Genomic DNA, 5,467 nt, shown 5'->3' on the forward strand with positions numbered 1-5,467 from the left:
CCAGTAGAACGTCTAATGGACTACCCAGGTTACAAGCAACTCTTCAAAGTGTTGAAAGATGAAGTGAAAACAGCATCGCAACACAGTGGTTTAGCGACTGAGTTTTTGGCGTCGAAGAAGCAACTTAATCAAGTGTTAAGCTGGATTTGGAAGTACGATCGTAATCCTGAAAAGCTGCCAGATGTTATGCAAGGTTGGCGTTTAGATGTGGTTGGCGAGAAGCTAAATAAAGCGATCAAATAACCAACGACTGCAATGACATTTCGATGATTCAAAGAAAAGCGACCCGTTAAGGTCGCTTTTTTTATTCGTTGAGCTTAATTAACCGCTGTATTGAAATGCCTAGGCCATTCTTTGCGTTGGCTTCCAGCGTGCTAGTTCCGGATCAAGCTTGATACCTTGCGAAGTCAGCAGGTTAACACGAGCCAAGTAGGCTGCGCCGTGCATTAGGTGTTTTGCTAGGTCGACTGCATTACGCTGCTGGTAATCATCTAGGTAGCTGTCTTTCGCCCATGCGTTGAATGCGCCAAGTGCCGGGCCAGCCCATACTTGATAATCCATCTCACGACCTTGTTCGCCGGTGTTTGACCAACGGCTAGAAAGACCCAAGTACCAACGGAAAATCAACGCCATTTTACGTTTCGGGTTACCTTCAGCACGCTCGATCTGTTTAGGATCGCGCTCGTTAAAGTGCGCCACAGTCCCTGCCCAAATGTCATCCAGTGTTGAACGGAATACTTGCTTCTCAAGCTTCAGACGCTCTTCTACTGGAATCGCTTCAATTGAGTCGTAGCGAGTGTAAAGTTCATACAACTTGTTCGCACGCATTGGGAATAAAGTGCCGCGCTTAACCACTTGCAGTTTCACGCCCATTTCGAACATGTCTGCTGCCGGAGCCATAGTCACGTCAGCCATTTCAGTTGTCGAAAGCAGCTTACGTGTGTGTTCGCTCGCGCCAGCCTCAACACACGCTTGGTTGATTGAACCGGTAACAATGTAAGCAGCACCCATGTTAAACGTCGCTAGAGCCGCGTCAGGCGTGCCTACGCCACCACCACAACCGACACGTAGCGGAGTTTTGAATTGGTACTGTGCTTGGGTTTGTTCTTTCAGTGCAAGAATCGTTGGCAGCAGGGTAACCAGTGGACGGTTATCGGTATGACCACCAGAATCGGCTTCTGCGGTAATGTCATCAGCCATAGGAACCAGCTGTGCCAGTTCCATCTGTTCTGCTGTGATTCGACCTTCATCAACCAAAGCTTGCAGCATTTTAACTGGAGCTGGTTGCATGAACTTACTTGCAACTTCAGTACGGCTTACCTTAGCAATAACCTTGTTGCCAATCTGAATCTCACCTTGTGCATCGCGGCTAAGGCCCGCGGCACGGTAGTGAACGATCTGCGGTGTTAGGCCTAAGAAGGCAGAAGCCTCAACCGTTTTCACTTTGTGTTTCAAAAATAGCTCTACACTGCCGCGCTCTAGAGCGGGTTCGCTTGGGCTGTGAATCAGGTTAAACGCATAAGGACCGTTTGGCAGTGCTGCTTGAATACGGTTGATCGCTTGCTCAACGCGAGACGGGATTAAGCCCGCCGCGCCAAATGAACAAAGAATGCCAGCTTGGCCAAGCGCAATCACTAACTCTTCAGATGAAATGCCGTTTGCCATTGCGCCCGCATAGTAAGCGTATTTCACGCCGTGACAGCGACGAAAATCTTCGTCGCCTAGGCTTTGTGTACCAAGTGCAGGAGCAAAGGCGCTAACAGGTTGGCTGTTCGCTGAGCTTGCTGAATCGCCCGATGCAATCTCTGCTTGTTGGCTAACACCTAACCCTTTTTCTGGGTGGTTCACGACGTAACAAGCAAGGCTTAAGTCTTTCAATATTGTCGACATTGCTGCGTTATCAAAGCGAGTTGTGCTCTCTTCGATCTGCCAAGGCCACGGAGATAGCTTTTCGTTATTGATTGTAGTTTGAGTTGTCATACTAAATTCTTTCCTAGTTCTCTGTCAGGCTTATGCTTCTTCGATACAAATCGCGATGTCTTTCACTTCGTAAATACGTAGACCATCTTTGCTCAGGTTTGCGTCGCCAACGATGATGCGTTTGCCGTCTTCGTCTTTGATTGCAGTGATGTGTACATCCAGTGACATCTGTTTGTTCAGAGGGTTAATCTGACCACGGTATTTCCATTTCACTTCAGATTGGATTTGACCAAACTTAGGATTGCGGAAGCCAGCACCAAGATCTTTATTTAGCGCATAGGTTTGCATCAGTTCGATGATCGCTTCGACACCTAGAGAACCTGGCATTACCGGATCTTGATGGAAGTGGAACTGGAAGAACCAATCGCTTGGGTCAATCGTACGCTCAGCGTATAGGTAACCCAGACCGTCTTTACCACCATCGCTGGTGATCTGCACCGTATCGATAAAGTTCAAGCGACCGCCAGCCAGTTGGTAGTGCTCTTGCACTTCACCAGTAGCAGAAACAGGTGCATTGAAGTAACGCGTCGTTTTGTCTAGTAGGTTGATGTTTACATCCGGCGTGCGGTTGTTATCAACATGCCAAGGGTGAGTCACTTTACCGTTGTCCAAACCAAGCTGGTCTTTCAGTGCTGCGCCCTTGAAGTAACCGAATACCGCTGTACCTTGGTAGAACGGCACGCCGTCAGTGCTCAGTTCGAAGCTGAAGCTCTGAACGATGTTGGTGCCCATCATTACTGTTGAAAGCAGACGAGAATCGTTGGTGATCGTTTTGCCGCGCAAGTCGACGTTACGCAACATTTTGCCGCTGCCATCTAGGTTGCGGAAAAACAGTTCTTCACCTGGGAAACCCAGTGTTGTTCCCATGTAGCCAGAGATGAAGCCGTTTGGCTGCAGTGAAATCTCCATCAATACCGAGTAAGGCATTAGGGTCTGGTGGCTGTTTTCATCAAAGTACCATGCATTTTCTGGCACTTCGTACTCTGCGATACACGATGAAGGCTTCTTGAAGTCGCCACGCTTACCGTCGATCTCAACCACACGAGTGGTTAGCTGCAAGTCGCCACACGGAGTACGTGGTGGAATCATTCCACGGTAGATAGAGAAATCAGGACCGAAACACTTCTCGATATCGCCAGTCGCGAATTCGAACATGTGGTAAGGCGTGAATGGAACCGTATCGGGTGTGCGGTTTGGGTAATCTGGAGTTGCCGGAGCTTCAACGTGTTGAAGAGGAACCACACCTTTGTTTGGTGCAGTTTCTAGGTCTTCAATTTGAGCCATCAATGGCGCATTCGCTGAAGCCTGTTGGTTCACTTCTGGTGTATGGCCCAAGCTTTTATGGTCCAAGCTTTCGATAACAGGGGTCGCGACAGCTGATTCTAAAGAAGGCAGATAACGAGTACATTCGTCGTCTTCTTTGATCATCACACCCAAGTTTTGGAAATCAACAATCACTTTGCCATTCAGCAAAATATCGATGTTAGCTTTCGCGTATGGGCGAGGGCTTAGACCAATCTCAGTCACTTCCATGCGGTAAGTCAGTTCTGCCGATTGTGGTAGAACTTGACCACGGCAACGTACTTGTTGAGGCGCATTTTCAAGCGGTTGGAAACGACCATTTTGAACAAGCGTGTGCATGCCAAGGTGCATCATGAAGAACTGAAGCAGTTGACCACAACCTTCTGCCATCAAAGAACCAGCCATTACCGAGTCATCTTTGAAGTGACAAGGGAAGTACCAATGCTCAGGCTCTAGCTGCTTATGACCTTCAATCAGACCAAGTCCCCATGTGCCACCTTGTGGTTCAACACGACTAACCTTTTCGATCATCATGAACTTCTCTGAGCTGAAGCATAAAGAAGGCTGGTGGCTATTGGATTGGTGAGTTGGACCAAAACATTCTGCAATGTTGGCAGTCAGTAGATGACGCAATTCTTGGTGGTTAAACTGAGTTTTAGGGCAGTGCAACATAGGATCGAAGCGTTGCTTAGTTGCAAGCTTACGAGCCTTGATTTCATCTTCAGTGTGAATCACACCCTTGCCATCTGCCAACTCTTCATCGGTGAAGAAGCCCGCACAGCCGTTATCCATTTTCAGGATCATCTTGTCGCCAACGAAACATTCGTACGAGAAGAAGAACAGCAGCGTGTCGCCATTGCGAGCAAAGTTGTTGATTGAGATGTCGTAACGCAGTGTATCGCCACCACGAGGCAAGTCGCCAAGGAAGGTCAGCGTGCAATCAAGCAGGCGATAAACACGCTCACCTTTGTTTTCGAAATCAATACCTAAGTAGCTGATTAGCATTAGGTCACACTGACCAGATTCAACTGCAACAGCCCAAGGGATCTGACCATCAACAAGATACGGCGCATCAACTGGGATGTCGTATTCTGTGGTCATTGTGCTTGGCTTGTACTCGTTAACGGTCGCGTTTAGCTTGGTTACACGAGATACCAGTAGGTAGTCCGTGGTTGGCAAGCGAACGCGACGCGAGTAGCTATCGATGATCGCGTAATCAGGGCCAAATACGTTCGCAATATCGCCTTCAGCGTATTCAACCAGATCATCGTAATCCCAGATACATGGCTTACGGATAGGTTTTACTGGTGCTGGCGTCGCAAGTACGTTGACTGGCGTTGACGAAACCTGAGCCGGTTGAGCTTGAACAGGCTGAGCTGGCGTTTGTTGACCAGTCGTTTGTTGGCTGGTCGTTTGTTGAATCAGGGCATTGCTATCTAAACCAGATGTCACTGCGTTTAGCTGTGCTTTTAATAACGCATCAGCCATCTGCATGCCTTGGGCACGTGTGTGCAGGAATGCTTTGTGTACCTGTTGAGCCGCTTGCTGGTTTTGAGCAAAAGCTTGGTTTTGGCTTAGATTTTGCGGCTGCTGTGAAGCTGCGTCGATTTGAGACGCGCCATTTTTAGCGGATAGGACATGAGTCATATTGCTGTGGTTACCTGTTAGCTGACTGTGGCGAGTTGGCGCCAGAGTAGGAGATACTGATGTAGGAGTTTCGATGACTGGCTCTATCGCGTTTTGCGCTAATGCATTCTTCTCTAACTCTTTTTGTGCAAGGGCTGCTTGAATGCTTGCTGTCGTTGGAACCGACGCCACTCTTGCTGCTTGTTTACCAGAAGCTTTCTGTTGAATCGTTGCCAAGTTGGTCACTGGGGTTTGGGCAATATGTTGATAGATATCACGACCACCAAGAGTCACTTGCTTAACTAATTGACGTTTAGCATCGCTCGCCAGTTCATTGCTTAAACGAACGGAAAGTGATTGAGATTCAACACTCGATTGGCTTAGTAGCAGCTGTGAACATTGTCCTTCGCTGATGTTGGCAACAATCGCGCTCTTAGAACTGACATTCGGATTCAGAGGTGCAAGGTTCAGGTTGAGCAGACCGTGTAGCAGGCTTGCCATACCAGAAGCAGCAGAGCAATGACCCACACGTTGACTTGCTTGAGTAGTCTTTGTGTTC

The 5,467-nt window shown here is 48.3% G+C and carries 1 protein-coding gene and 2 pseudogenes; 1 reads left to right on the top strand and 2 read right to left on the bottom strand.

Features of this window, described 5'->3' with window-relative positions; translation table 11 throughout:
• Positions 1-243 (top strand): annotated as a pseudogene (locus tag AB4653_RS00240) (ribonuclease D); the annotation flags it as partial.
• Positions 244-342: 99 nt separating this feature from the next.
• Here the strand turns inward: AB4653_RS00240 and pfaD are convergent.
• On the bottom strand, positions 343-1,980 hold the full coding sequence (gene pfaD, locus AB4653_RS00245; protein WP_009847297.1) for an eicosapentaenoate synthase subunit PfaD: 1,638 nt from the start codon (positions 1,978-1,980) through the stop codon (positions 343-345).
• Positions 1,981-2,010: 30 nt separating this feature from the next.
• A pseudogene (locus AB4653_RS00250) lies at positions 2,011-5,467 on the bottom strand (beta-hydroxydecanoyl-ACP dehydratase); the annotation flags it as partial.

Source organism: Vibrio sp. 10N.222.48.A3 (assembly GCF_041475345.1).
Taxonomy (GTDB): domain Bacteria; phylum Pseudomonadota; class Gammaproteobacteria; order Enterobacterales; family Vibrionaceae; genus Vibrio; species Vibrio tasmaniensis_A.